We start from the raw sequence: 25,260 nt of genomic DNA, 5'->3' as shown, positions 1-25,260 counted from the left end.
CGCGTCACGGCGTTCGAGCCCTTTTTGCTGGCGTGGGCCTCCTCGCCCTGGCCGGCTGCAGCCTGTTCGACATGTGGGCGGGCGACCCGGCCGTGTCACTGCCCGATTCCAGTTCCTGGGTGGTGCTGCCGATGCGGGCCTTCGTCTCGCGCGAGAATATCCGGGTCGATGGGCTGCAGCTGTGCACCAAAATGCGCTGTGGCTATGACGCAGCGATCGAGCGCTTCACCGTGACCGGCCCTGACGCCCTCACAATCGAGCGATCCCTCCTCGAGCCCAAGCGGCTTGCGGCTCAGCTGGCCAAATCCGACCCCAAGACCAAGATGCCGCCCCCGACGGTGAGTGTCGACAGTTTCGGTTCCGGCGATTGGAAGGGGATCCAACTCGCGATGACCGGTGGCAAGAAAGCCCATCACATCAATGCCTATGCCGTCGGTCAGCGCAGGGCGGGCGGGACCAGCTTCATCGTCGTCATTGCCGGCGAACCTCGCATCGCCAGAAAACTCATCGACGAGGCGACACAGTAGCGCCCGAAGCATCCTGCCGAAAAGGGAATGCCGCCCTTCAACAGGATGCGACGACAACGACCTGCGGTATCGGACATCGTGCATGGACGACAAGAAACTCAGCAAATTCATGAGCCTCGTGCTCCGCCACGCGCCCGAAACGGCCGGGCTGGTGCTCGACGCGCAGGGTTGGGTCGAGATCGACGATCTCGCCAGGGCCGCGGCCGAACAAGTGGGCGCGGGCCGGCAGGATATCGAACGGGTTGTCAGGGAAAGCGACAAGCAGCGCTTCGTCATCGCCGGCACGCGCATTCGCGCCAATCAGGGCCACAGCGTGGCTGTCGATCTCGGCCTAGCCGCCGCCACGCCGCCAGCCGAATTGTGGCATGGCACCGCGGCGTCCAACCAGGCCGGCATTTTTTCTTCCGGCCTCGAAAAACGCTCGCGCCAGCACGTGCATCTATCTGCCGACCACGATACGGCGCGAAAGGTCGCCATGCGCCGCGCCGGCCCCTGGATCATCCTGCGTGTCGATGCCCGGGCGATGCAGGCGGCAGGGCTGCAATTCTACCGCAGCGACAACGGCGTCTGGCTGACCGAGGCCGTCCCTCCTCATTTCCTGAGCGTATTCGAGACATTTTCCCGCCCCGCGCGGCAAGGCAATGATTGAACCATCGGCCGGACTGCTTTAAGCGCAAGCCGAAGATTTTCCTCGTTAGAAGGCAGGTGTCGAATGAAGGCCCGTGTGATCGTTACGCTCAAGAATGGCGTCCTCGACCCCCAGGGCAAGGCGATCGAGGGCGCTCTTGCTTCGCTCGGCATCAAGGATGTCGATGGCGTGCGCCAGGGCAAGGTGTTCGACATCGAGCTCGGCCAGGCCGATGCCGAGACCGCACGCGAAACACTGAAGGCCGCATGCGAAAAGCTCCTCGCCAACACGGTGATCGAAAACTACAGCATCGACATCGCCTGATGCCGATCCGGCTGGTCGCAGCCGTCCTGTGCCTGGCTGGGGCCGGCAGCACCTGCTTCGCTGAAGAGCTCGTCGAGACCGGCGGTTTCAGCTTGCGCTACGACCAGAGCGTCTGGGTCAGGGAGGCTTCCGCGCCACCGACCCTGCTCGTCTTGCGCTGTGCCGCCCCGGCCTGCCCGCCCCACGCGGTGGCGACCTTCCTGTCCGACGAGCGCAGTCTGACAAGCCCGGGTTTTGGCGCCTTCGGCCCCGGCGCCGTGACCGGGGTGATGATCGATCTGCGGATCCAGAGCCTCACCCCCGGCTCGCGTATACGCCCCCGCCAGCCGGTGGAACCAATCGCGTCGGGCGGCATGACGGGCTATCGCGGCCTCTACGACATCGAGGACCGGGCCTTGGCCAAGACGGCGGCCGCCATCGCCTTGCTGCGGCGCGGCAACGGCACGCTGGAAATAAGGATGAAGGCCGACCGGCTGACGCCGGCCGACCTGATGCTGTTCGATCGCCTTCTGGAGAAGATCGAGCCGAAGGACTGAGATTGCCGGCGCAGTCAACGCCGTTATGGGGAATTACACCGTCGACGCCTTGAGGCCGGCGACACCGGCGACGATGGCGATTGCGCTGACGATCTTCATGGCCGTGAGCGGTTCGCGCAGGAAGATGTAACCGAAGATCACGGTTCCCAGCGTACCGACCGCCGTCCAGATCGGATAGGCAACGCTCACCGGCAGGCTCTTGAGCGCCAGGGTCAGCAAACCGACGCCGCCGATCACCGCAATGACGGTTATTGCCGTCGGCAGCGGGCGGGTGAAGCCCTCCGCATACTTCATGCTCAAGGCAAAAATCACTTCGAAGACCGCCGCTGCGGCCAGATAGAGCCACGCCATGATGGCTTTCCTTTGCAAAATTGAATTCATCTCATGGGGACCATGAGCCTTCCTCTTCGTATTAAGTGATTGACTTTCAAATCAACAAATTCGAAGTTTTCAGGTAATGGATGAATCCTATTCAGGCATGGAGATACCGGGCACGAGCGCTGCCGGACCGTTGGCGCGCGCGGGAGTGATGGCGCTTCTGCCACATGCTGCCAGGCCGAATCGGAGCCGATGATGCGCCGCTTGCCGCCTCTCGCCTCCCTGCGCACCTTCGAGGCCGCCGCACGGCAGGAGAGTTTCAAGAAGGCAGCCGCCGAACTCGGCGTCACCGCGACCGCGGTCAGCCACCAGATCCGCCAGTTGGAGGCCTATCTCGACGTTTCCCTGTTCGAGCGCCAGACCCGCAAGGTCCGGCTGACCGTGGAGGGCCGCAGCCTCTACCCTGCCCTGCGCGCTGCCTTGGACAGCATGGCCGAGGCTGTGGAAACCGTCAGGAAACGCCCGCGCCGGCGCATCGCGACCCTGTCGGCGACCGTCGCCTTCACAGCCAAGCTGCTGGTGCCGCGCGTCGGCAGGCTGCGCAGCCTGCATCCGGGCTGGGACCTGCGCCTGCACGCCTCCGACGACACGGTGGATCTCAATGCCGGCGATGCCGACGCCGCCATCCGCTACGGCCTCGGACATTATGCCGGCATGACCGCCCTGCCCCTGCTGACGGACAGATTCGCGCCGGTCTGCAGCCACCGCCTCTCCCTGCGCGAGCCGGCCGATCTTCCGGGCGCGACGCTGCTGCATTTCGACTGGGGCCCGATCGCCTCGACGGTGGATGTGCCGAACTGGCGCTCCTGGGGCCGACGCGCCGGCATCGGCCATCTCGATCCGGACAGCGGCATCAGCTTCAACGACGAAAGCAGCGCCATCCAGGCCGCCATCGCCGGCCAGGGTGTCGCTCTGCTCAGCCTGTCCCTGGTTGCCGACGAGCTTGCTTCGGGCGTGCTGGTGCAACCCTTCGGCCCGATCATGGAGGGCCTCAAATTCAGTTTCGTCTATCCCGAAGGCGCTGAGAACCGGCCGGCAGTGGCCGTTCTGATGGACTGGGTCCTGGCCGAGTTTGCCGAGCGCGAAACACCCCCGTCCTCGATCGTGACTGGAGCCGCGGCAAGGTCGGCGCATTCACGGTAATTGCCTCGGTTTCGGAGCCTGGTGCCACTCTTTACTTGACCCCGACACCCCTCTGGAACCATATGCGCACGCATGGAGAGAGGCTGGACGCCCAAGCCTCCAGCCCCTGGAGCAAAGCGCGTTCAGGCGTGAACTCTTACTTGCTCCAACTCCTCGTTTCGACGCGTTTTGCGATTCGAGGTGATCCCATCGAGCCGCAAAACGCTATGGCCGAAACCGAAAAGCAGGATCCGATGAAAGCAGCAGTCGTCATTTTTCCCGGCTCCAACCGTGAAGGAGACGTCGCCAAGGCCCTCAAGCAGGCCGGCGCGCATGTCGAGATGATCTGGCATGCCGACACGGACCTGCCGGCAGGAACCGACCTTGTCGTGCTTCCGGGCGGCTTTTCCTATGGCGACTATCTGCGTTGCGGCGCCATCGCCGCCCGCGCCGCCATCATGGATGCCATCCGCCGTCATGCCGAGCGCGGCGGCCTTGTCCTCGGCATCTGCAACGGCTTCCAGATCATCACGGATGGCGGCCTGCTGCCCGGTGTCCTGATGCGCAATGCCGATCTCAAATTCATCTGCAAGCGGGTTCATCTCAGGGTCGAGCGCACCGATACGGCCTATGCCAACACCTATCGCCAGGGCCAGGCCATCGACGTCTGCGTCGCCCATGGCGAGGGCAATTATTTTTGCAGCTCCGAGACCCTGACGCAGATCGAAGGCGACGGCCTGGTAGCGTTCCGCTATTGCGATGCTGCGGGCAAGGTCAGCGCCGCCACCAATCCCAACGGCTCGCTCAACAATATCGCGGGGATCTATTCGGCCAATCGGCGCGTTCTCGGTATGATGCCGCATCCCGAAAACCTGATCGATCCCCTGGCCGGCGGCACGGATGGCCGCGGGCTGTTCACCAGTGTCGTCAACGCCATGGCCTCGGCCTGATCGTCGACGACGGCGCAGGATTGAAGACCAATGACGCGCAAGGTTCACCTGATCACCACGGGCGGCACGATCGCCTCCCGGCGCGATGAAAGCACCGGCGACGTGGTTGCCGGCCTCGACGGACAGGCGCTGCGCGCCATGCTGCACGATCCCCTGCCCGGGATCGAAATCGAGGTCGAGGAGTTCTGCAACCTCAACAGCTTCGCCATCGACCTGCCCATGGCGTTTGCCTTGGCCACCCGCATCAACGAGCTCCTGGCGCTGGAGGATTGCGAGGGCGTCGTCGTCACCCACGGCACCGACACCATGGAGGAGAGCGCCTATCTCGCCGACCTCCTGCTCGCCTCGGACAAGCCGGTGGTCTTCACCGGCGCCCAGCGCGCGGCCGATGAGCCGGATGCCGACGGCCCGCGCAACATTGCCGATTCCATCCGCCTCGCCGCAGCTCCCGCCGCGCGCGGGCTCGGCGCGATGATCTGCTTCGAGCAAGAATTCCACGCCGCCCGCGATGTCGCCAAGACGCATACCTCGCGGACTGACACCTTCATGTCCTGGGAACATGGCAAGCTGGGCGAGATCGACGCGGGCGCCATCTGCCTGCACCGTCGTCCGGCACTGCGGCGCGCCTATGCCCCCAGCGCCATCGAGCCCAATGTCACACTGATTCGCCTCGCCATGGGCATGGATGGCGGCTATCTCAACTACGCCACCGATCACGGCAGCAAGGCCATCGTGCTCGAAGGGTTCGGACGCGGCAACACGCCGCCAGCCGTGACCAAGGCAGTGGCTGAAGTCATCAAGCGCGGCATTCCGGTGATCATCTGCTCGCGCTGCCCGCGCGGGCGGGTATTGCCCGTCTATGGCAATGGCGGAGCCACCGATCTTCAGCGCGCCGGTGCCATCTTCGCCGGGGATCTCAGCGGCCATAAGGCGCGGCTTCTCGTGGCCGTCCTGCTTGGCCAAGGCCTCGACCACGACGCGCTGAGGGCGGAAATCGAATATCTGGGCGGATAGCCGCTGAAGCCGAGTCGGCTGGATTTGGCCGATCCGATGACGCCATGATCATCTTGCCCTGCCAGCCTGAAGCTTCAGGTAGGGCGATCCGGCTTGGACGATCATGGCAGCTTGTACGCCGCCATGACCTCCGGAAGTAACTCGGACTTCCGAGAACAGCTCAGGCGGCTGCGCTGAGAGTCACCATCGTTTCGGTATTGATCGGCGGATGAGGCACCAGGCTGGCCTTGCTCTCATCGGCCCACCTGGCCAATCTGACGATGCGGACCTTGTCGAGATCGGTATCTCCGGCCTCTACCGGCTCCACCGTGCTGAGCCCGGCATTGGACACGAAGAAGGTATGGTCCCCGAAGATAGAGATGAGTTCCTGCACGATCGGATTGGATTCGGGAATGACCCGGCCATCCATCTGGGTCAGAGCGCGTTCGATTCGCACCGATGTCAGCTTCATGGCGTCGTCCTTTCGGGTTGAGTGGCTTGTCTGTCGACGGAGTGACGTCACGGCTGTCCTGCTCACCGTCGGCATTGATCGCCTCCCGCCCCGTAGGCGGTTCAAAGGGTCGCCAACACTCGGGCGGCCCCATGACCAACCCAGCGTCCACGTCCTGGCGTCAGGAGCTTCGCCGACGCGCATTCTTCTCGCGAAATCTGGCCATAGTCTGCCTCAAGCATGGCCATTGCATGAAAGAGCCGCCTCAGGCGGCGGCCTCCAGAGCTTCGAGCAATTCCTCTTCGCTGATCTGCCCCTCTGTACGCGGCGCGACAACCACCTGCTTGCCCAAGAGGTGCTTGACCTTGTGCGCCACCGGCAGGCAGTGCCCATCCTCCCGGTGATAGACATGATAGCCCTCGCCGGGATTCACGCCGATATCGAGGGCACACCCCTGGCTGACGAAATGCCAGACGCCGTTGCCGTCAACGATCCTGACCTTGCTCATCGAAATCTCCTTGAGTTTGAAAAAGGGCGACCACCGGCAGGCAGCGCAGGCCATCGGGCGCAAGCGTCCGGAACAGACTTTCTGTGCGTGGTGATCACCAAAAGGCCCGGCGTCCGAACCGGCCGCCCTTGGAATGGCGGCTCTATAGTGGGTGAATGGGGCCATTGTCCGGCACCACCACGTCGATAGCTTGGTCATTCCGACGACCCGCATGCTCGGGGTGCTCTCCAGCCATGCCAAGCGCGCTCGCACGCAAGATTCTATCCCATCCCGCCGTGCCGTTAACGTTGTCGCAGAAGTTCTGCATGAATCTGCTATCGCGTGTGCGTTTTGGCACATCCTGCGCCAGTGATTAATATCAGGTGGTGCGCAGGCACACAGCGGGTTGCCAGCCCGCCGGGGTGGTGCGATTCTGATTTCGGTGCACTGGAGCAGGCATATGAACCATCATTCTTCCCGTCAGCGTCTTGCTTGGGGCTTGTCCGGGGCCGTTGCGCTTTCGCTGCTGCTGGCCGCCTGCGGTCCGCGCTCCGGCGAAGCCGGCCGGCCGGATGTTTCCAACCAGCAGCCGGTCGTCACGGCGGACGGCACCCAGCAGTTTCCCGTGCCGCAGGCCGGCCGGGCAACCCTGGCCCACAAGCTGACCCAACTCGTCCCCGGTCGCATCACCGATGCGCGCATCTCCAATGGCTGGCGTACGCCTGCCGCGGCGAAGGCCCATCCCGACGAATATGCCGCTTGCGTCAGCGCCGATTCTGGTAGCGGCCAGCAGGTCTTCCTGATCGTCACCAATGGCGCGCGAACCGGTGACGTGATATCCGGCTCGAAGGCGGCCGAGCGTTGCGCCGACGGTAATCGCGTCACCCAGTGGGCCACGCTGCCGGAAGCCATGGGTCAGAGCTGATCAACGGCTCTCACGCTTCATTCGACATATCGAAAAATGGCGGCTTCGAGCCGCCATTTTGCGTTTGACGATTTCAGCGCCTCAGAAGGCGCGATAAGTCAGGACCGTGCGCGTATTGGCGATGCCGGGGATGGACTGCACCTTCTCCCCGACGAAATGGCCGATATCGACATCGTCATTGACGTAGAATTTGGCGAGCACGTCGAAGTCGCCGGCGATCGAATAGATCTCCGAGGCAATTTCGGCTTCAGCCAGCGCGCTGGCGACCTCATAGGTACGGCCGAGCTGGCATTTGATCTCCACGAAAAACGTCCGCATCGCCGATACTCCGAGACTGTAAACGAGTGTCCGCCCACAGGAAGGCCAACAAAGTTGCGGTGTCAATGCGGATCGCGGCGCGGACATGCGATCAATGGTTTACATTCGGCTCGGATACCCCTATCGCCTGCCGTGAACAGAAGCGCTGGAGCGCTGTGCTGGGGCTTGCCGGCCGGAGCCATGGGCCGTCCGCCGTTCCCCCCTGCCGAAGCGCTGCCTTGACAGGAGATCGACCCGGCATGTCCGCCCACTCGGAACCCGCCATCACAGCCGAACTCATCGCCCAGCACGGGCTGAAGCCGGATGAGTATCAGCGGATCCTGGAGCTGATCGGACGCGAGCCGACCTTCACCGAGCTCGGCATCTTCTCGGCGATGTGGAACGAGCATTGTTCCTACAAGTCCTCGCGCCTCCACCTGAAGAAGCTGCCCGTCACCGGCAAATGCGTGATCCAGGGCCCGGGCGAGAATGCCGGCGTGATCGACATCGGCGACGGCCTCGCCGCCGTCTTCAAGATGGAGAGCCACAACCACCCCTCCTATATCGAGCCCTATCAGGGCGCGACGACGGGCGTGGGCGGCATCCTGCGCGACGTCTTCACCATGGGCGCTCGCCCGATCGCCTGCATGAATGCGCTCTCCTTCGGTGCGCCCGATCATCCCAAGACCCAGCACCTCGTCTCCGGCGTGGTCGCCGGTGTCGGCGGCTATGGCAATTCCTTCGGCGTGCCCACGGTCGGCGGCCAGGTGCGTTTCCATACCCGCTATGACGGCAACATCCTGGTCAACGCCTTTGCCCTCGGCCTCGCCGAGCAGGACAAGATCTTCTATGCCAAGGCCACGGGCGTCGGAAACCCGATCGTCTATCTCGGTTCCAAGACCGGCCGCGACGGCATCCATGGCGCCACCATGGCTTCGGCCGAGTTCGACGACAAATCCGAGGAAAAGCGCCCCACCGTGCAGGTCGGCGATCCCTTCGCCGAGAAGCTGCTGCTCGAAGCCTGCCTGGAACTGATGGCGACCGATGCCATCATCGCCATCCAGGACATGGGCGCGGCCGGCCTCACCTGCTCCGCCGTGGAGATGGGCGCCAAGGGCGATCTCGGCATCGAGCTCCACCTCGAGAAGGTGCCGGTGCGCGAGGCCGGCATGACCGCTTATGAGATGATGCTGTCGGAAAGCCAGGAGCGCATGCTCATGGTGCTCAAGCCCGGCAAGGAAGCCGAGGCCGAGGCGATCTTCCGCAAATGGGGCCTCGACTTCGCCGTGGTCGGCAAGACCACGGACGATCTTCGCTTCCGCATCTTCCACAATGGCGACCTGAAGGCGGACCTGCCGATCAAGGAACTCGGCGACGAGGCACCGCTCTATGACCGTCCTCATGTCCCCTCGCCCAAGCTGCCCGTGATCGAGGCCGGCTCGCTGAAGACGAACCTTTCGACGGGCGAGGCGCTGCTCAACCTGATCGGCTCACCGGAACTGGCGTCCAAGCGCTGGGTCTACGAGCAATATGACACGCTGATCCTCGGCAATTCGATTCAGACGCCCGGCGGCGACGCCGCCGTCGTGCGGGTGCTCGACGGTCCCAAGGGATTGGCGATGACCTCCGACGTGACGCCGCGCTATTGCGAGGCGGATCCGGTCGAGGGCGGCAAGCAGGCTGTGGCCGAGGCCTGGCGCAACATCTCCGCCGTGGGCGGCCTGCCGCTCGCCGTGACCGACAACCTCAATTTCGGCAATCCCGAGCGCCCCGACATCATGGGCCAGTTCGTCGGCTGCCTCGACGGCATCGGGCAGGCCTGCCGTGCCCTGGACTTCCCGATCGTCTCCGGCAATGTCTCGCTCTACAACGAGACCAACGGCCGCGGCATCCTGCCGACCCCGACCATCGGCGGCGTCGGCCTCGTCGACGACGTCTCGGTGACCGCTTCCGTCGCCTTCAAGGCCGAGGGCGAGACCGTGATGCTGGTTGGCGGTGCCGGCACTTGGCTGGGACAGTCCATCTGGCTCGCCGAAATCCTCAAGCGCGAAGAAGGCGCCCCGCCGCCTGTCGACCTCGCCGTCGAGAAGCGCCATGGCGACTTCATCCGCGGCCAGATCCGCGCCGGAAACCTCAAGACCTGCCACGATATCTCCGATGGCGGCCTCGCTGTCGCCGTCGCCGAAATGGCCCTGGGACGCGGTATCGGTGCCGACCTGTCGCAGGCGCCGCAGGGCGGCGAACCGCATGCCTTCTGGTATGGCGAGGACCAGGCCCGCTACGTCGTCGCCCTTGCCGCCGACAAGGTCGATGCCTTCGCCAAGACCGCTGCTGAGGCCGGCGTGCCCGTCACCACGCTGGGCACAACCGGCGGCGATGCCTTGATCCTGCCCGAAGGCCGGCCCATCCTGGTTTCGGCGCTGAGCGAGCGCCACGAATCGTTCCTGCCGACCTTGATGGGCTCGGCGCGCCGAGCTGCCTGACAAGTCGCCTGAAGAGGACCCTATTCCAATGCCGATGCCGGCCGCCGACATTGAAGCGATGATCAAGGAAAGCTTCCCCGATGCGCAGATCGAAATTCGCGATCTCGCCGGGGATGGCGATCACTACGCCGCGACGGTGATCTCCGAAGCGTTCCGGGGCAAATCCCGCGTGCAGCAGCACCAGATGGTCTATGCGGCGCTCAAGGGAAAGATGGGCGGCGTGCTGCACGCGCTTGCGCTCTCCACGAGCGCCCCCTGATCGATAAATTATGTTAGGTTGAGCCCTGACATTGGGCGCGAGTGTGCTTACATACTTGGCATCATCCGCGTCAGATCCAGAATTACCAAGATCGAGATTGAGCCATGAGCGATATCGCCGCCTTCATCGAAAACGAGATCAAGTCCAATGACGTCGTGCTCTTCATGAAGGGCAACAAGGCGTTCCCGATGTGCGGGTTCTCCGGACAGGTCGTACAGATCCTCGATTATCTCGGGGTCGACTACAAGGACCACGACGTATTGCAGAACCCGGATCTGCGGAGCGGCATCAAGGACTTCTCGAACTGGCCGACGGTGCCGCAGCTCTACGTGAAGGGGGAGTTCGTCGGCGGCTGCGACATCGCCCGTGAAATGTTCCAGTCGGGCGAGCTGGTAACCTTCCTGCAGGAAAAGAGCATTCCGGTGAAGGCGCCGGCCAAGGCCTGATCGCCGCTGCAGCAGCAAGCTTGCCGCGATACCAAGCCAGGCGTCACAGCCTGGCTTTTTCGTTCGGCAGGCCCAGATCGGGAGAGGCCCATGGGCAAATTGCTGATCGTCGGAACGGTACGCCTGCCGGCCGCCAACCTGGCCGCGGCGCGCCCGGCCATGAAACGCATGGTGGAGAACAGCCGTGCCGAAGAGGGCTGCGAGGAATATTCCTACGCCGAGGACGTTCTCGATGCCGGTCTCATCCATGTGAAGGAGATCTGGCGCGATGCAGCTGCCCTCGACCGCCATTTCGCCTCGCGGCACATCGCAGAGTGGCGGGCGAGCTGGCCCGCTCTCGGCATCGGCGAACGCAATCTGCACTGCTACGAGATCGGCACGCCCCGCCCGACATGAGGCGAGATAGGGGCTGGTCTCCAGACCAGCCCTTTGTTACCGGCCCTTCATTACGTTGACGATCACCACGCCGAGGATCGCCAGCGCGCCGCCCAGCATGCCGACGGGCGTCGGCACCTCGCCGAGCCAGAGGAAGCCGATCAGCGTGGCCGTGGGCGGCACGCCATAAAGGAAGTTGGAAGCCCGCGCCGCCGAAAGCCGCTTGAGGGCGATGGCCCAGGTGACATAGCCGATGGCGGTGGGAAAGATCACGAGATAGGCGACGGCCCAGTTCACCTCGGCCGGAGCAACGGCCATGGCCCGAAGCGTGGCGGGCACCGCCGGCAGCAATGGCAAGGCGCCGATGAACAGGATCCAGGCCGTGATCGCCAGGGCGGGAAACCGGCCGAGGAGCGGCTTCTGCAACACGCTGGCAATGGCGGCGCAGACCGCAGCACCGAAGATCATCAACGCATTGGGGTCGAGCTTGAAGCCCGTATCCGTTGCCACGGCGATCAGCGCGACGCCGGCAAAGGAGGTGGCCGTACCGACCCAGCCCCAGCGCCCGAAGCGTTCGCCCAGCGCGAAGATGGCAATCAAGGCGGTGAGCACCGGCATGGTGTTGATGATGAAGCTGGCGGGGCCGGCCGGCACGGTCTGCTCGCCGGTGTTGAGCAACACGGCATAGACGGCAATGAACAACACGGCGGCAATGGCGAGGCGCAGGAAGTCCCGTGGCAGCGGCATGGGCGGGCGTACAGCCGCCAGATAGGCCAGGCCGATGGCACCCGCCGCGACATAGCGCGCTGCAGCCAGTTCCATCGGCGTCAAAGCCGTCAGGCAGACACGGATCAGCGCGAAGGACGAGGCCCAGGAGAGAATGGTCACCAGAATGGCGCCAAAGGCGACCGCGTCGAATCCACTCTTCTTTTTGGTTGCCTCGGCTTCACAGGCCACGCTGCTCATCATCGTCTCCAACTCTCAGTGACAGCTGTGACCTATTCCTGTTTGACGTGCTTGAAAAGCACCTCAATCAATGATCTTCTGTGCCCATGGTTCACAGCTCGCCCAGTCTTCCGCCTCTCGACACGCTCGAGACCTTCGCGCGCGCGGCACGCCTCGGCTCCTTCTCGGCCGCGGCCGAGGAGAGCGGCGTCACGCATGGCGCCGTCTCCCGTCAGGTGTCGCGCCTGGAGCGCTGGATGGGCATACGCCTGTTCGAGCGCAAGGCCCGCGGTGTGAGCCTGACGCCGGAAGGCATGCGTTTCTTCGCCCGAACGGAGGAGGCGCTGGCCCTGCTCGGCAATAGCGGCGAGCGCTGGTCGCCACGCCGCGCCAAGGCGGTGGTACGCCTGTCGGTGACGCCGTCGGTCGCCTCGCTCTGGCTGTTTCCTCGCCTTGCCCGCCTGGAAGGCAGCGACATCCATCTCGAGCTGGTCCTCGAACATCGCCTGGCAGATCTCGGCGAAGGCAGTGATCTGGCGATACGCTGCGGCAAGGGGCCTTGGGCCGGCGTGCGCGGCGTGCAGCTCTGGCAGGAGAAGGCCTTTCCGATCGCCTCGCCTGCCCTCGCCGAGCGTCTGCGGCACGGCAATGACGCGCAGGCCCTGCTCGAACTGCCTATCCTGCACGATTCCAATATCGAGGGATGGCGGCGCTGGCTGGCCCCGGAAGGCGTGGACTATGTGCCGCGCGGCCAGGACCGTCGCTTCGAGGACTACAATCTGGTCATCGATGCCTGCTGCCAGGGACTAGGCATCGCCCTGGCGCGTCCACCCCTTTCCACCGCCGCCGTGGCGGACGGGCGTCTGGTGCCGGTTTCAGACCGAACGATCGATTACCACGTGGCCTTTCATCTGATCCGTTCGGACGAAGCTTTGCGAGGCCCGGCAGCAGAGCTTGCCGGGCGCCTCCTGCGCGAAGCGGGCCACGGCGAGGCCGATGTCGCCGCCTTTACCGCTCCGGGCCGAAAGGGCTGAGCGGGCCGCCTCTCAGTTCTCCTGCTCGCCGAAATGCCGGCGCCAGATCGGCGCGATGACGGGCCGTTGCGCCACGGTCTCGGCGATCCGGGTCAGCTTCGGGCATTCCCTGGCACGCCATTCATTGCCGATCGCCCAATTGCTGATGGCGGCGACGGCGAGATCGATGGCCGAAAAGCCCGACAACAGGAAGCTGCCTTCGGCGCTGGCCGCCTGCTCCACCAATTGCCAGCGCTCGCGGATGCGCTGGCGCACGCGCGAACGCATCGCGGTCTCATGCGTCTCCGGCGGAGCGAAACGCAACGGATAATCGTAGAGTTCGATGAGAGGATAGATTTCGGCCGCCACATGGATCAGCCAGCGCAGGGCATGGCGGCGGTCTGGGGCATCAAGCGCCGGCATCAAGCGCGCTTCGGGATGTTCTTCGCTCAAAGCCAGCAGAATGGCAGCCGACTGTACGATCGTGGTTCCGTCGTTGAAGCGCAGCGCCGGGATCTTACCCAACGGATTGATCGCAAGATATTGAGCGTTGTGCTGCTCGTCCTTGGTCAGATCGATATCGATCAGGTGAACGTCCTGCCCCGCCTCGGCCAAGGCGGCCTCGACCATGAAAGAGCCGGAATCCGGTTCGCCCCAAAGCGTGTAAACCATACAGACCTCTTAGCATCGACCGGCTGCAGACCGGTCACCTCCCGACATTATGCGGCGATCAGGGAAGACCGCCCCAATCTCTTACTTATTGGTTCTGCGCAACCCCTGCCGCTGTTCTTGCTTGTTTCGCCGGCTCGTCAGATCTGACCATAAGCGACTGAGCGGGCGTGTCGCATGATCTTTTTGCAATACGGCCATCCCGATTTGCGGGCCTTCCAGAGTGCGCAGTCGGACCGACCAAGAAAAAGGGCCACCAGAATGGCGGCCCTTTTGCAGTTTATCAGGTCGTATCCGCTTTAGCGCGAATAGAATTCGACGACCAGGTTCGGCTCCATCTGGACCGGATAGGGCACGTCCTGCAGCGTGGGAACGCGGACATACTTGGCGGTCAGCTTGGAATGATCGACTTCGATGTAGTCGGGAACGTCACGCTCGCCGGAAGCAACGGCCTCGAGCACCAGCACGAGCTGCTTGGAGGCTTCCTTGACCTCGACGACATCGCCCGGCCTGACCTTGTAGGAGGGGATGTTGACGCGGCGGCCATTGACCTTGACGTGGCCATGGCTGACGAACTGGCGGGCAGCGAACACGGTCGGCACGAACTTGGAGCGATACACCACCGCATCCAGGCGCTGCTCGAGCAGGCCGATGAGGTTGGCGGAGCTGTCGCCCTTCAGGCGGCGGGCTTCTTCATAGATCTTGCGGAACTGCTTTTCCGAGATCGAGCCATAATAGCCCTTCAGCTTCTGCTTGGCGCGCAGCTGGGTGCCGAAGTCGGACATCTTGCCCTTGCGGCGCTGGCCGTGCTGGCCCGGGCCGTACTCGCGGCGGTTGACGGGGCTCTTCGGGCGACCCCAGATATTCTCGCCAAGGCGGCGATCGATCTTGTACTTAGCGTTATGGCGCTTCGACATTCGCGTCCTCTATGGTTTGCGAAGTTTATGAGGAACGCGCCCTCCTCTCCCGGAACCCGGGCGACAGACAGCCGGGGGACCGGCCGTCACGGGAGCGTAAAACATCACGCGGGACCCGAAGGCCCCGCGTGTGGCGTTCGCTTAGTCGAAAGATCGCTGCATGTCAATTCCAAGACAGGAACCGCTTCCCTGTATCCTGGGCAACTCGACAGGTGCATGGCGGGTGACTAGCTTGGGCAAACTCGGCCCATGTGAGTCTTCATTGATGAAAACCCTTTCCCTCTCCGCCGCATTTCTGGCGGCCTCGTTGAGCTTTGCCAGTGCGGCACCCCTCGAAACCTATACGGCCCGTCTCTCCAGCGCCGATCATTTCAACACGAATGGCGAAAGATTGACCTCAGTCGCCGCGATCATCCGGCAGGATCGCGCCAATTTCTATCTGGGCTATCATCGCGACAGGGAAGACGAGCCCGACCGCTTCTTCTCCAGCAAGGAGAACCGCGCGCGCCTGGAAAGCATGCTCAATCGCGGCCGCATCAGCGCCTCCGCAGCCAATGCCGTCATCAACGGATCGCCGCTGATCAATGTCGAGATATACGAGGATTTCATCGTCGTGACGGTCGACTAGGCAAAGTGCGGATGAGGCATCTTTTCATCCTCATATGCCTCATCGCCTGCCTCATCGGCCCGCTCTCCCCGGCTCGGGCCGAGCCCGGCCGGCATTGGCAAACCGCCCCGGCCGAAAGCGGCTGGGCCGACGAAACCGCCAAGGCTGTCACCGCCTTTGCTCGCACCCACCGCCCCACCGCCCTGGCCGTGATCCGGGATGGCCATATCATCGCCAGCACCGGCGACCTCAGCCGGCGCGTCAACGTCGCCTCGGTCCGTAAGAGCCTCCTCAGCGCGCTCTACGGCATTGCTGTCGGCGAAGGCAGGATTTCGCTCGGCGACAGCCTGGAAAGGCTCGGTATCGACGATACCTCGCCGGCGCTGACCGCCGCCGAAAAACAGGCCGATGTCCGCGACCTCCTGATGGCCCGATCCGGCGTCTATCATCCCGCCGCCTACGAGACCGCGGACATCCGCAACAAGCGCCCAGCTCGCGGAAGCCACCCCCATGGCACATTCTGGTTCTACAACAATTGGGATTTCAACGTCCTCGGCACGATCTATCGCCAGGCGGACGGCGAGGACATCTTCAGGAGCTTCGAGAAGCGTATCGCCCGTCCGATCGGCATGGAGGATTTCTCCGCTCGGGACGGACGCTACGTCCTGTCTCCCCTGTCGCGCCATCCGGCCTATCCCTTCCGCATGAGCGCGAGGGACCTCGCCCGTTTCGGACTGCTCTTCCTCAATCAGGGCCGCTGGAACGGCCGTCAGATCGTCCCTGCCGACTGGGTTCGGCAGTCCACGGCCGCCTATTCTCCGGTGCCCCAGCGCAAGAGCGCCTATGGCTATTTGTGGTGGTCGCTGCCATCGGACAATTGGGGCGAAGGCGCAGCCATGGCGGCGGGTTATAGCGGGCAGTTCCTCGCCTATATTCCGACAAAACGCCTCGTCATGGTGCAGACCGTCGATCCGGCCCAGAACCCGGCCGGCATCCATATGAGGGATTTCATGGTGCTGATGCAGCAGATCGCCACGGCCGCTCCCTGAGCGATGCCTGCCGCCACGCTCCCGCAGAATCGCACCATATCCTTCGGTCTGCCGGCGGCGTTGCTGCTGCATGCCATCGCCCTTGCCCTGCTGTTCCTGCTTCCTCGGCCCGCTCCGCTGGAACAGCCTCCAGAAAACAGCATCGAGGTCGAATTCGTCGCGGAAATACCAAAGCCGGCGGCGCCGGCGCCGCAGCCTCCTGCGCTGCCGGCCAGACCGCAGGCGCAGGAACCCTCGGCGGAGAGCGTTCCGCAGGAAGGAGCGCGCCCTCCCAGGCCGAGCGAAGCCCTGCCACCGCCACCGCCACCGGCGATGATCCAGGCCCGGAAGATCCTGTCCGATCTCGCTTTGGCGGATCCACGCAGCCGGCAGGCGAGGAAGATGCTGCCCCTCCTCGGCCGCGACGAACGCATGGAGCAATTGTGCAATATCGAGGCGATGGCCCAGTTGCGGGCCTGGAACCATGAGCTCGAGCCCGACCTCACGATCGCCTATGCGCGGGCAGAAACAAAGACGGCGGATGCGGGCGTAACGGCCGACGGTGCGGCATTCCGAAGCCGGAAGCAGTGGTTCGCCCTGAAATATCGCTGCGACCTCACTGCAGATCTTGCCAAGGTCTCGGCGTTCGCATTCCAGGCTGGGTCAACCATACCCAGAAAGGACTGGGGCCGTTTCAACCTGCCCGTGAGCGACAAGCCGCAGGATTGAAGCCGATGCGGGCAGCACGAAGCGAGTGCCTCATCGCGGCGCCTATGTCCCGTCTTTCCGCAGTTCGTCGGCGCGTTCATAGGTCTGCGCCGAGATCGGCGCCAGTCCCGAACCGTCCAGCATGGCGTTGATGACCGCCTGCGCATGATCGAGCGCACTGCCGGCGGCATAGTCTCCGTCGAGCCAAGCGGGCAGCTCATTGAGTACATTGGTGAGGCAGGCCAGAAGCAAGGCCTCGTTGTCTGTCAGGCTGCTCCGGATGCGCTTGAATTCGGCCGCCACGATGGCCGGGTGCTCGTCATGGGGCAGAGGCTGAAAGGTCATGGCGATCATTCCGACATCGTCGATGCCCGGCCGTCCATCGGCATTCCGCCGCGATGGCTCCTGGCAGGAGATTGGAGACAAAGAGCTTCAAGGGTCGCCCGCGGCCTCAGGCCAGTATGTTGACCGCTCTGGCTGCAACGAGGGCGACCGTCAGGAGGGAGATCATCGCCTCGGCGAGCATCAACAGCTTGGCCCTCGGGGTCATCGGCATCGTATCCGTTGGCGAGAATGCCGTGGCATTGGTGAAGGCCAGGAACAGATAGTCCACGAAACCCGGCAGCCAGTCACGCAGATGCGGATCGTTCAAGGTCATCTGCGGGAAGAGGAAATCGGAGCGGGCGCGCTCGACCAGGCCGCAGGTCGGGGGGCCGCCGCGATCCGTGCTCCAGAACCACAGGGTAAAGACGATGATGTTGGTAACCCAGATGTTGAGTGCGTCGATCAGCAGCGTCGTGCCGTTGCCGGCGTGGCCTTCGATCAGGGCCCGGACCAGCAGGAACAAGGCCCCGCAATTCATGAAGCTGATGACGGCCGTCAGGATGAGGGCTGTCCGGCGGATCAGGATGCGAAAGCGGTTGACCGCCTGCCAGTGGTGATCGGCCACCGCATTGCGAATGCCGGCCTGCGTCCACGCCGTGGCGATCGACAGCGGGATCAGCAATATCAGCTCGACGGCAGGGGCAAGCCAGCGAGGGCCGAAGGAAAGCTGATTGATCACCAGCAATTGCAGGCACACGATGACCAGAACGGCGCCGCGCGCCAGCCAGAAATCGAGCGCCCTATGTCGAAAGACAATATGGCGTTCACGCATGGGAACCTCGGAGGGAACGGGCCCGATTGAGGAGAGAAAATCAGACATAGGCGAAAGCGGCGGCCACCAGGCCGAGCGCCCCGAGCGCCAGGGAACACAGCCAGGGCCAGCGCCTGCCGCGGGTGATGATCGAGAGCGTCGCCACTGCGATGGCGACATGCAGCAGCGTCACCGCCAGGGTGAGGACATGGTGGCGATGAGCCCGTACCTCGCTGTCGCGCAACTTGGCGTCGACATGGCCTTCGATCTCGACGGCCTGGGTCTGGATCGCCTTGGCGTCATCGTCGTTGTGCTTGGCCTTGGCAAGAAAGTCGTCCTTGTTCGGCCCCCCGCCCGCAGCGGCGATCTCATAGGCGTTCTTCTTGATGCTCTTGGCCTGATAGAAGGCCCATTGATCGCTGGCCCTGTTCTGCAGATAGGCTGCCTCGCTCTTGTCGTTGATGGCCTCGGCGGTCTCCAGCGACTCGAAACTGCCGATGGTGGCGGCCAGTACGGCGAGGACGGCAATCGTGACCGATACCGTGATCAGGAAGGGATTGCCGTCATGGGCCGCATGTTCGGCATGTTCGGCGTTTTCGAGATGTTCCTGCGTCGTGTCTTCCATCGCTCCATCCATCGACATTCAACAGTCGCTGGAGTGCCTCGTCGCAAGGAGCATGCCATGAGGCGATCGGCCAAAGAGCCCCGTCTTTGGTCACAGCCGGCTCTCCGCCGCGGCAGGAGCGTCTACACGCCATGGAGGAAACGACAAAAAGCGTAAGAGGCCGTCGGGCCGGGATCGGCCTCGCCAACGAAAAAGGGCATGCAACGCTTCAAGGTCGCATGCCCTTTCTACGGCGCCGGCTCCGGCGCATTGCTCTCGGATCGAGGCTAGGCTCGTTTCAGCAATCGCAGTGCAAGAAGCAGGATGACGGCCCCGACGACCGCGAAGACGATTTCATTCACGATCGCACTCCCGATATGAATGGGAATGTGGGGCTGCAAGAAGCCACCGATGAACGAGCCGACCACGCCGACGATGAGATCGCCGATGAGGCCGAAACCGCCCCCACTGACGAGCAGGCCGGCAAGCCAGCCGGCGATGACCCCTACGATCAGGAACGTGAGCAGATGCATGGCGCACCTCCGACGATGAGGTTAAGCCTCAACCTGCCTTGCCACCGCTCTTCATGCAGGATTGACGGAACTTCTTGCGGTCCTTGCCATGGAGGCCCTTGGCATCGGCCTGGGCGGAACAGGCCTGCGATGCCGCCGATTGCGGGGCCTTCGTCTTGGCTTTTGCAGGAGCGGTCGTCGCGGCGGGGGGCGTGGAAGGCGCAGGCGTTGCGGTCTGCGCAAGAGCACCGGTCGCGACAAATCCCGCGACGACGACGGAGGCCAACAGCGTGCTGATCTTCATGATGAGCGTTTCCAGGTTGAGCCCCCAACCCAACCGCAGGTTGCCACCGTTCCCGCAGCAACACAATGACGCTGCGATACATCCCAAAGTATAGGGGTCAGCGTCAGGCCGGATCGTTTTTAGCGAAAACCGGCATCCGCCTTCGGCACGATGCTCAATGCCAGCGCGGCGGCATGGCCTCGACGGCGACGGCCGGCAGGCCGCGGGCGGCAAGCGCGGCTTTCAGTTCATCGGTCAGCCCGGCGCCGCCGGTGAACACAGCCAGACCGTCTTCCACCACCGTGCGCGCCGGAATTGGGCCAGCGAGATCGGCGGCGCGACGGGCGATGGCCGGGGCGGGATCGAGCCAGGTGACCGGCCAGGGCGCCACCCGCTTCATCGCTTCCAGCACCAGGGGATAATGCGTACAGGCCAGCACGACCACATCGGTCCGCTTGCCGTCGCGATCGACGAAACAGGGTGCGATCTCGCGGGCAATCGCCGCATCCTCGACGGGCTGGCCGCGCAAGACGGCTTCGGCCAGGCTGGCCAGTCCTACCGCGCCGACGAGCTCTACCTCGATCGTGGCGGCGAAGGAACGGATCAGCTCGCGCGTATAGTCGCGCTTGACGGTCCCCGGCGTCGCCAGGATCGCCACACGTCCGGTCTTCGTCAGTACGGCAGCCGGCTTGATCGCGGGCACGGTACCGACGAAGGGCACCGAGAAGCGCTGGCGCAGCACGGGCAGAACGACGGTCGAGATCGTGTTGCAGGCAATGACGACCAGGGACGGCTGGTAACGCGGGATCAGCCGCTCCATCACCTCGACGACGCGTTCGACCACGACGTCTTCGGCAAGGCGGCCATAGGGAAAGACCGCATCGTCGGCGGCATAGACGAAGCGCGCGCCGGAAAGCGTCGTTCGCAATTCGGAAAATACGGTGAGGCCGCCGAGGCCGGAATCAAAGACAAGGACAGTTGGAGCGCGGTCAGACATGACCGCAGCTCCATAAACCGTGCCAGCCAGAAGGTCGACCCTGTGGGGCAAACTAGTTTGCCCGAGAAGGCTAGCCTTCATGGGACGCTCTTCGGAATGATCGACGCCATCCGGAATCAATCGCTGCATATTGGTTGCCCGTACGCACTACCCAACCGGGCGCACGCCTATTCAAACCCAGATGAGTGAATGAAGCGTTGCGATCGTGATCTTTTTTTGATCCCAAAGCGGTACGCCCGATAATTTCCTCACAGGACATCAGCCGGCAGCAGTTCCTCACCCCAGCTTGCAAAGGGAAAACGTGCCAGGTTCGAATTGCCGTAGCGCCGGTCGCGCGTCACTTCCTCGCCGACCCAGTCAGGCAATGGAACGGGCTGGTCCTCGTGCTCGAGCTCGACTTCGGCCAGCACCAGCCCGTGATTGGGACCGGTAAAGACGTCGACGGCCCAGCGCAATCCAGCATGGTCGACGTCGTGGCGCGTCTTGGTGACCAGAGGCTCGATCGAGAAGCGCCGGATGATCTCGGCGGCGTCGGCCTGTGGGATCTCATACTCGAACTCATGGCGGCTGCGCGTGCCCGGTTCGCTCTTGAGCGTGATGAAGCCCTTATCGCCGTAGATCCGAATGCGTGCCCGCAACAGAGGCGTGCGGCAGAAATAGCCCTGCCGGATGACGGCGGAGCCTCGAACCTGCGGGCGCCAATCGTCGTTGCGGACAAGGAATTTGCGTTCGATCTCGACAGCCATGCAACACCCATTCCGATGGAAATGGGCGCAGCCTAGCGAGGGCCTGTGACAGGTGTTCCGCGCTCGCCCCGGTTCAATCGCGCTTGATTCGCGTGCCGTTCCGGCTGCCGACGAGCGAGGCTACCGCACCGCGCAGGGTCTGGACGTCCTGCTCGGTCATTGCCAGCCGGTGCCAGATGTTGCGGAAATTGCGCACCATCACCTCACGCTTTTCCGGCGGATAGAAGAAGGAGACGGCGTCGAGTTCCCCTTCCAGATAGTCGAAGAAGGCCAGCATGTGCTCGCGTGTCGCCGGTGGGGAGATGCGGGTGGGCGCGATCGGCGCCTTGCCGCCCGAGACCAGTTTCCACCATTCATAGCCGACCAGCAGCACCGCCTGGGCGAGATTGATCGAGGTGAAGGCCGGGCTGACCGGGAAGGAGATGATGGCATCGGCCAAGGCGACGTCGTCGTTGGAAAGTCCCATGCGCTCGGGCCCGAATAGGATGCCGCTGCGGGCGCCCTCCCCGGCCAGGGCCTGCATCTTGCCGGCACCTTCGTCGGCGGCGAAGATATCCTTCATCTGGCCGCGCTCGCGCGCCGTGGTGGCGAAGACGTAATTGAGATCGGCAATAGCCTCTTCGGTCGTCTCGAACAGCTTGGCATTGTCGAGCACGGCCGACGCACCGGAGGAAGCCTGGCGTGCGCCTTTCTTCGGCCAGCCGTCGCGCGGGGAGACCAGGCGCATCTCGCTAAGGCCGAAATTCATCATCGCGCGGGCGCACATGCCGATGTTTTCGGCGAGCTGGGGGCGGACCAGGATCACGGCGGGGGGCGTCACGGCAGTGCTCGCATTCGACTGAGACATCACGAAAAAGGCCCGAAAACAGGAAAAGTCCGGGCTGCATAGACCATTCGGCGGATAAAAACAGCTTCTTTGCAAGGCCCCGAACCAGGACGGTCCATGTTCCCGCGGATACACGCCGCCGATCGGTGGCCGAGCCAATGTGCCCGAACGCACCGCCGGGCCGGATCTGCGTCGCTAGGATGCCTTCATCAACAAGGGCACGAAGCCCGGCTTAAAGGACCACGATTATGCGCAAGATCTTTCTGACCCTCGCTTTCGCTGCCACGGCCTTCACCGCCGCCACCGCTTCGTCCTTCGCCGATGATTGCGACAATGGCTATGCGAGCGGCTACAATTATCCCACCTACTCCAATTCCTATCGCGTAACCCAGACCTATAGCCGCACGACCTATTACGATTGCCGGACGGTGAGCTATCGCGTCTGGGACGATTATGCGCAGAGCTACATCTATCGCACCCGTGAAGTGTGCAACTGACCGCAGCTGATCTGCCCCATCCTCCTTATACGATTGACCGACACTCCCGTGAGCCCAGCTCCGGGAGTGTTTTGCTGTGCTGATCACAAGCCTTAGCTGCCGTGGCATAGCCCCACGTTGCGGGCATAATTCAGTTGCCGAAGCCTGAAGCAGGTGGCAGTTTCAGGAGGTCATCGAGCGCCAAGTCATCGAGGTCACCCGTTGCCGGAAAGACACGCCCCCTGACCACCCCGTCCTGCAATTCACGGAGCACTCAGCGCCGATACGTATGTCGGCGTGAGCGCCTTTTGTTGCCCTGACTCCGACCTACCAAGGAAGCCAGCGTATGAGCGCCACACCTCCCACCATCATCTACACGCTGACCGATGAAGCCCCGGCATTGGCAACGGCCGCCTTCCTGCCTATCGTCCGCACCTTCGCCGCACCGGCCGGCATTGAGGTCGCCACCAGCGACATCTCGGTTGCCGGCCGCATCCTGGGCGAGTTTCCGGAATTCCTGACCGACGCGCAACGTGTTCCCGACAATCTGGCGGAGCTCGGCCGGTTGACGCTGCTGCCCGACACCAACATCATCAAGCTGCCCAATATCAGCGCCTCGGTGGCGCAGTTGACGGCGGCGATCCGGGAATTGCAGGCCAAGGGCTACAAGATCCCGGACTATCCCGAGAACCCGAAATCGGACGAGGAGAAGTCGATCCGCGCCCGCTATGCCAAATGTATCGGGAGCGCCGTGAACCCGGTGCTGCGCGAAGGCAATTCGGATCGCCGCGCACCGCTGGCGGTGAAGAACTATGCACGCAAGAACCCGCACAGCATGGCCGAATGGAGCCAGGCGTCACGCACGCATGTCTCCCACATGCATGACGGCGACTTCTACCATGGCGAGAAGTCGATGACGCTCGACAAGGCGCGCGACGTGAAGATGGAGCTGATCACCACCAGCGGCAAGACCATCGTGCTCAAGCCCAAGGTCTCGCTGCAGGACGGCGAGATCATCGATTCCATGTTCATGAGCAGGAAGGCGCTGCTGGATTTCTACGAAAAGCAGATCGAGGACGCGCACAAGACCGGGGTGATGTTCTCGCTCCATGTGAAGGCCACGATGATGAAGGTGTCGCACCCCATCGTGTTCGGCCATTGCGTGAAGATCTTCTACCGCGATGCCTTCGCCAAGCACGGCAAGCTGTTCGACGAGCTCGGCGTCAACGTCAACAACGGCATGGTCGACCTCTACAACAAGATCGCGACCTTGCCGCAAAGCATGCAGGACGAGATCAAGCGCGATCTGCATGCCTGCCACGAGCACCGGCCCGAGCTGGCGATGGTCGACTCGGCCAAGGGCATCACCAATTTCCACTCGCCCAACGACATCATCGTGGATGCCTCGATGCCGGCAATGATCCGCAATGGCGGCAAGATGTGGGGTGCCGACGGCCGCCTGAAAGACGTCAAGGCCGTGATGCCGGAAAGCACCTTCGCCCGCATCTACCAGGAGATGATCAATTTCTGCAAATGGCACGGCGCCTTCGATCCCCGCACCATGGGCACCGTGCCGAATGTCGGCCTGATGGCGCAGCAGGCCGAGGAATATGGCTCGCACGACAAGACCTTCGAGGTCCCCGAGGACGGCGTGGCCAACATCACAGATCTCGCGACCGGCGAGGTGCTGCTGAGCGAAACCGTCGAGCAGGGCGACATCTGGCGCATGTGCCAGGTCAAGGACATGGCCGTGCGCGACTGGGTCAAGCTCGCGGTCACGCGCGCCCGCAATTCCGGCATGCCCGCACTGTTCTGGCTGGACCCCTATCGCCCGCACGAGGCACAGTTGATCGCCAAGGTGAAGGCCTACCTCGCCGAGCACGACACCACCGGTCTCGACATCCAGATCATGAGTCAGGTACGCGCCATGCGCTATACGCTGGAGCGAGTGATCCGTGGCCTGGACACGATTTCCGTCACCGGCAACATCCTGCGCGACTATCTCACCGACCTCTTCCCCATCATGGAGCTCGGCACCTCGGCCAAGATGCTGTCCATCGTGCCCCTCATGGCCGGCGGCGGCATGTATGAAACGGGTGCGGGCGGTTCGGCGCCCAAGCATGTGCAGCAATTGGTGGAGGAAAACCATCTGCGCTGGGATTCGCTGGGCGAGTTCCTGGCGCTGGCCGTCTCGCTGGAGGATCTCGGCATCAAGACGGGCAACGCCAAGGCCAAGCTGCTCGCCAAGACGCTGGATGCGGCGACCGGCAAGCTCCTGGACAACAAGAAGTCCCCCTCGCCCCGCACCGGCGAATTGGACAATCGCGGCAGCCAATTCTACCTGGCCCTGTATTGGGCACAGGAACTCGCCGCCCAGACGGAAGACCCAGCCCTGCAGGGGCAGTTCAAGCCGCTGGCCGAGGCGCTGGCGCGCGACGAGGCCAAGATCCTGGCCGAGCTCGCAACCGTGCAGGGCAAGCCCGCGGATATTGGCGGCTATTATCTGCCCGACAGGCAGAAATGCGAGGCGGTGATGCGGCCGAGCGCCACGCTCAATGCGGTGCTGGCGCAAGTAGGCACGGCATAAGGCGAGGAAAACCTGGGAGAAAGCCA

Annotated in this window: 33 protein-coding genes; 18 read left to right on the top strand and 15 right to left on the bottom strand. The window is 63.5% G+C overall.

Annotated elements, in window-relative coordinates; translation table 11 throughout:
* Positions 1-32 precede the first annotated feature (32 nt).
* The 4 genes from BA190_RS26520 (at position 33) to BA190_RS26505 (ending at position 2,015) form a co-directional block, all read left to right on the top strand.
* The gene (locus BA190_RS26520) at positions 33-527 is read left to right on the top strand and encodes a hypothetical protein (RefSeq protein ID WP_068294992.1); all 495 of its coding nucleotides are present in this window, start codon (positions 33-35) and stop codon (positions 525-527) included.
* A gap of 82 nt (positions 528-609) precedes the next feature.
* Complete coding sequence (locus BA190_RS26515; RefSeq protein WP_068294987.1) at positions 610-1,176, top strand: RNA 2'-phosphotransferase; 567 nt, start codon at positions 610-612, stop codon at positions 1,174-1,176.
* A 63-nt stretch (positions 1,177-1,239) separates the two neighbouring features.
* Entirely contained in the window at positions 1,240-1,479 is a 240-nt protein-coding gene (purS, locus tag BA190_RS26510) for a phosphoribosylformylglycinamidine synthase subunit PurS (protein ID WP_068294982.1), read from the top strand.
* Positions 1,479-2,015 carry a hypothetical protein gene (locus BA190_RS26505; RefSeq protein WP_068294974.1) on the top strand — a complete coding sequence of 179 codons (537 nt, stop codon included), beginning with the start codon at positions 1,479-1,481 and terminating at the stop codon, positions 2,013-2,015. Before purS ends, BA190_RS26505 begins: the two co-directional genes overlap by 1 nt.
* A gap of 33 nt (positions 2,016-2,048) precedes the next feature.
* On the opposite strand, the gene BA190_RS26500 is transcribed toward BA190_RS26505, so the two are convergent.
* Positions 2,049-2,366 (bottom strand): multidrug efflux SMR transporter, encoded by a 318-nt coding sequence (locus BA190_RS26500; protein WP_068294971.1) that lies wholly within the window; start codon positions 2,364-2,366, stop codon positions 2,049-2,051.
* Positions 2,367-2,585: 219 nt separating this feature from the next.
* On the opposite strand from BA190_RS26500, the gene BA190_RS26495 reads away from it, so the two are divergent.
* From BA190_RS26495 to BA190_RS26485, 3 genes are all read left to right on the top strand, one after another.
* Positions 2,586-3,536 (top strand): LysR substrate-binding domain-containing protein, encoded by a 951-nt coding sequence (locus tag BA190_RS26495; RefSeq protein ID WP_245314964.1) that lies wholly within the window; start codon positions 2,586-2,588, stop codon positions 3,534-3,536.
* A gap of 233 nt (positions 3,537-3,769) precedes the next feature.
* Complete coding sequence (gene purQ / locus BA190_RS26490; RefSeq protein ID WP_068295026.1) at positions 3,770-4,465, top strand: phosphoribosylformylglycinamidine synthase subunit PurQ; 696 nt, start codon at positions 3,770-3,772, stop codon at positions 4,463-4,465.
* A 30-nt stretch (positions 4,466-4,495) separates the two neighbouring features.
* Positions 4,496-5,479, top strand: a complete 984-nt coding sequence (locus tag BA190_RS26485) for an asparaginase (protein ID WP_068294962.1) — start codon at positions 4,496-4,498, stop codon at positions 5,477-5,479.
* Positions 5,480-5,639: 160 nt separating this feature from the next.
* Here BA190_RS26485 and BA190_RS26480 read toward each other — a convergent pair whose 3' ends face one another.
* Both BA190_RS26480 and BA190_RS26475 read right to left on the bottom strand, forming a co-directional pair.
* On the bottom strand, positions 5,640-5,930 hold the full coding sequence (locus tag BA190_RS26480; RefSeq protein ID WP_068294959.1) for a hypothetical protein: 291 nt from the start codon (positions 5,928-5,930) through the stop codon (positions 5,640-5,642).
* 244 nt (positions 5,931-6,174) lie between these two features.
* Positions 6,175-6,417, bottom strand: coding sequence for a hypothetical protein (locus BA190_RS26475; RefSeq protein ID WP_156771708.1), 243 nt, complete (start codon positions 6,415-6,417; stop codon positions 6,175-6,177).
* A 439-nt stretch (positions 6,418-6,856) separates the two neighbouring features.
* On the opposite strand from BA190_RS26475, the gene BA190_RS26470 reads away from it, so the two are divergent.
* Positions 6,857-7,321 carry a hypothetical protein gene (locus BA190_RS26470; protein ID WP_068294953.1) on the top strand — a complete coding sequence of 155 codons (465 nt, stop codon included), beginning with the start codon at positions 6,857-6,859 and terminating at the stop codon, positions 7,319-7,321.
* A gap of 81 nt (positions 7,322-7,402) precedes the next feature.
* On the opposite strand, the gene BA190_RS26465 is transcribed toward BA190_RS26470, so the two are convergent.
* A complete protein-coding gene (locus BA190_RS26465; RefSeq protein WP_068294951.1) occupies positions 7,403-7,639 on the bottom strand; it encodes an Lrp/AsnC ligand binding domain-containing protein in 237 nt (78 codons plus the stop codon).
* Between the two features lie 239 nt (positions 7,640-7,878).
* Between BA190_RS26465 and purL the strand changes: the two genes are divergently transcribed.
* From purL to BA190_RS26445, 4 genes are all read left to right on the top strand, one after another.
* Positions 7,879-10,101 carry a phosphoribosylformylglycinamidine synthase subunit PurL gene (gene purL / locus BA190_RS26460; RefSeq protein WP_068294949.1) on the top strand — a complete coding sequence of 741 codons (2,223 nt, stop codon included), beginning with the start codon at positions 7,879-7,881 and terminating at the stop codon, positions 10,099-10,101.
* Positions 10,102-10,129: 28 nt separating this feature from the next.
* Positions 10,130-10,360, top strand: a complete 231-nt coding sequence (locus BA190_RS26455) for a BolA family protein (protein WP_068294946.1) — start codon at positions 10,130-10,132, stop codon at positions 10,358-10,360.
* Positions 10,361-10,464: 104 nt separating this feature from the next.
* A complete protein-coding gene (gene grxD, locus BA190_RS26450; protein WP_068294943.1) occupies positions 10,465-10,806 on the top strand; it encodes a Grx4 family monothiol glutaredoxin in 342 nt (113 codons plus the stop codon).
* A gap of 90 nt (positions 10,807-10,896) precedes the next feature.
* Positions 10,897-11,202: a putative quinol monooxygenase gene (locus tag BA190_RS26445; RefSeq protein ID WP_068294941.1), complete on the top strand. Its 306-nt coding sequence runs from the start codon at positions 10,897-10,899 to the stop codon at positions 11,200-11,202.
* 36 nt (positions 11,203-11,238) lie between these two features.
* Here BA190_RS26445 and BA190_RS26440 read toward each other — a convergent pair whose 3' ends face one another.
* Complete coding sequence (locus BA190_RS26440) at positions 11,239-12,159, bottom strand: DMT family transporter (RefSeq protein ID WP_371260395.1); 921 nt, start codon at positions 12,157-12,159, stop codon at positions 11,239-11,241.
* A 74-nt stretch (positions 12,160-12,233) separates the two neighbouring features.
* Here BA190_RS26440 and BA190_RS26435 point away from each other — a divergent pair, with 74 nt between their 5' ends.
* Entirely contained in the window at positions 12,234-13,160 is a 927-nt protein-coding gene (locus BA190_RS26435; protein ID WP_068294936.1) for a LysR family transcriptional regulator, read from the top strand.
* A 12-nt stretch (positions 13,161-13,172) separates the two neighbouring features.
* Here the strand turns inward: BA190_RS26435 and BA190_RS26430 are convergent, their stop codons facing one another.
* On the bottom strand, positions 13,173-13,811 hold the full coding sequence (locus tag BA190_RS26430; protein WP_068294933.1) for a glutathione S-transferase family protein: 639 nt from the start codon (positions 13,809-13,811) through the stop codon (positions 13,173-13,175).
* Between the two features lie 296 nt (positions 13,812-14,107).
* Entirely contained in the window at positions 14,108-14,725 is a 618-nt protein-coding gene (gene rpsD / locus BA190_RS26425) for a 30S ribosomal protein S4 (protein WP_068294931.1), read from the bottom strand.
* A 265-nt stretch (positions 14,726-14,990) separates the two neighbouring features.
* On the opposite strand from rpsD, the gene BA190_RS26420 reads away from it, so the two are divergent.
* From BA190_RS26420 to BA190_RS26410, 3 genes are read left to right on the top strand one after another with little or no spacing between them, the layout of a single operon-like run.
* Entirely contained in the window at positions 14,991-15,353 is a 363-nt protein-coding gene (locus BA190_RS26420; RefSeq protein WP_082980052.1) for a hypothetical protein, read from the top strand.
* Positions 15,354-15,364: 11 nt separating this feature from the next.
* Positions 15,365-16,381, top strand: a complete 1,017-nt coding sequence (locus BA190_RS26415) for a serine hydrolase (RefSeq protein ID WP_068294922.1) — start codon at positions 15,365-15,367, stop codon at positions 16,379-16,381.
* 3 nt (positions 16,382-16,384) lie between these two features.
* Complete coding sequence (locus BA190_RS26410; protein ID WP_068294921.1) at positions 16,385-17,089, top strand: DUF930 domain-containing protein; 705 nt, start codon at positions 16,385-16,387, stop codon at positions 17,087-17,089.
* A 42-nt stretch (positions 17,090-17,131) separates the two neighbouring features.
* Here BA190_RS26410 and BA190_RS26405 read toward each other — a convergent pair whose 3' ends face one another.
* The 8 genes from BA190_RS26405 to BA190_RS26370 all read right to left on the bottom strand — a co-directional run bounded on the left by BA190_RS26405 (position 17,132) and on the right by BA190_RS26370 (position 22,165).
* Positions 17,132-17,413 carry a hypothetical protein gene (locus BA190_RS26405; protein ID WP_156771707.1) on the bottom strand — a complete coding sequence of 94 codons (282 nt, stop codon included), beginning with the start codon at positions 17,411-17,413 and terminating at the stop codon, positions 17,132-17,134.
* A 106-nt stretch (positions 17,414-17,519) separates the two neighbouring features.
* Positions 17,520-18,224 carry a hypothetical protein gene (locus BA190_RS26400; RefSeq protein WP_068294916.1) on the bottom strand — a complete coding sequence of 235 codons (705 nt, stop codon included), beginning with the start codon at positions 18,222-18,224 and terminating at the stop codon, positions 17,520-17,522.
* 40 nt (positions 18,225-18,264) lie between these two features.
* Positions 18,265-18,828, bottom strand: coding sequence for a DUF4337 family protein (locus tag BA190_RS26395; protein ID WP_068294912.1), 564 nt, complete (start codon positions 18,826-18,828; stop codon positions 18,265-18,267).
* A gap of 266 nt (positions 18,829-19,094) precedes the next feature.
* The gene (locus tag BA190_RS26390) at positions 19,095-19,340 is read right to left on the bottom strand and encodes a GlsB/YeaQ/YmgE family stress response membrane protein (RefSeq protein ID WP_068294911.1); all 246 of its coding nucleotides are present in this window, start codon (positions 19,338-19,340) and stop codon (positions 19,095-19,097) included.
* A 28-nt stretch (positions 19,341-19,368) separates the two neighbouring features.
* Positions 19,369-19,623 carry a PsiF family protein gene (locus tag BA190_RS26385; RefSeq protein WP_068294909.1) on the bottom strand — a complete coding sequence of 85 codons (255 nt, stop codon included), beginning with the start codon at positions 19,621-19,623 and terminating at the stop codon, positions 19,369-19,371.
* Between the two features lie 154 nt (positions 19,624-19,777).
* Entirely contained in the window at positions 19,778-20,599 is an 822-nt protein-coding gene (murI, locus tag BA190_RS26380) for a glutamate racemase (RefSeq protein WP_245314963.1), read from the bottom strand.
* Positions 20,600-20,847: 248 nt separating this feature from the next.
* Complete coding sequence (locus tag BA190_RS26375; protein ID WP_068294907.1) at positions 20,848-21,345, bottom strand: CYTH domain-containing protein; 498 nt, start codon at positions 21,343-21,345, stop codon at positions 20,848-20,850.
* Between the two features lie 73 nt (positions 21,346-21,418).
* Positions 21,419-22,165, bottom strand: a complete 747-nt coding sequence (locus BA190_RS26370; protein ID WP_068294905.1) for an RNA methyltransferase — start codon at positions 22,163-22,165, stop codon at positions 21,419-21,421.
* A gap of 254 nt (positions 22,166-22,419) precedes the next feature.
* Here BA190_RS26370 and BA190_RS26365 point away from each other — a divergent pair, with 254 nt between their 5' ends.
* Both BA190_RS26365 and BA190_RS26360 read left to right on the top strand, forming a co-directional pair.
* Positions 22,420-22,668 carry a hypothetical protein gene (locus tag BA190_RS26365; protein WP_068294903.1) on the top strand — a complete coding sequence of 83 codons (249 nt, stop codon included), beginning with the start codon at positions 22,420-22,422 and terminating at the stop codon, positions 22,666-22,668.
* 325 nt (positions 22,669-22,993) lie between these two features.
* Positions 22,994-25,234, top strand: a complete 2,241-nt coding sequence (locus BA190_RS26360; RefSeq protein ID WP_068294901.1) for an NADP-dependent isocitrate dehydrogenase — start codon at positions 22,994-22,996, stop codon at positions 25,232-25,234.
* The last annotated feature ends 26 nt before the right edge of the window (positions 25,235-25,260 follow it).

The organism is Labrys sp. WJW (assembly GCF_001676615.1).
Lineage (GTDB): Bacteria > Pseudomonadota > Alphaproteobacteria > Rhizobiales > Labraceae > Labrys > Labrys sedimenti.
The sequence above is the reverse complement of the archived record's forward strand: the minus strand, read 5'-3'. Positions and strand labels throughout refer to the sequence as shown.